At 51.5% G+C, this 693-nt stretch carries 1 pseudogene; it reads right to left on the bottom strand.

Annotated elements, in window-relative coordinates:
- Positions 1 to 337: 337 nt before the first annotated feature.
- Positions 338 to 693, bottom strand: a pseudogene (locus QN395_RS21385) (DDE-type integrase/transposase/recombinase); the annotation flags it as partial.

The following is a 693-nucleotide window of genomic DNA, read 5'->3' as shown; positions in this document are numbered from 1 at the left end:
CGTCGGTGTTGCTGTGTTAAATCGCATGCTCGCTGCTGGACGCCCAAACTCCGTCCGTAGTCAGAAAGTTCCTGCATAAATGATCGGGGTTGGGGTACTTTTTACTTCAACTTTTAAGTGCACCAACGCCATGGATAAATCTATTAATCGCGCTGACAGGTTCTATCATTTAGCTTTAGGTTTCCCACTCTCTTTTTTAGCCGCCATCGCTTTAGGTACAGGTGATGCTGGTGGTGCAATACGCGCCAGTACTCCCGCCGGTATTGTCAACTTGCTGAACGGAGACGGCGAGTTGTACAATTTCAGGCGAACTTGCATTTGCCCGGGTAACACGGTGTCACGGATTAGGTTTTTTTGCTACGTTGGTGACCTCATTCCATACAGAAAATGCCTGCGTACGCATGTGTCGGTACTGCTCCGCTGTCATACGGTTTCGCTGACACCGGAAAGCATTGTTGATCGGGCCATGAGCCGATAAAAAGCGCTGAGCATGGCCCGATGACTTGAAGCGCCGCATCTGTCGTTCTCGTTGCCGCGTCGGTTGGTGCGAGAGTTCTGCACGGTTATTGAGGCCTTTGTGTTGGCGATGCTCCACACGCGGCATAACTCTTGAGCTTGTCGGTTGCGCCGACTCTGCATCAGAATATCGAGCACATGTCCGTTCTGATCGACCGCACGCCATAGGTAATGGTG

Source organism: Undibacterium sp. RTI2.2, from assembly GCF_035018705.1.
In the GTDB taxonomy this organism is placed as follows: Bacteria; Pseudomonadota; Gammaproteobacteria; order Burkholderiales; family Burkholderiaceae_D; genus Undibacterium.
Note: the sequence above shows the minus strand (reverse complement) of the source record. Positions and strands in the feature narration are given on the sequence as shown.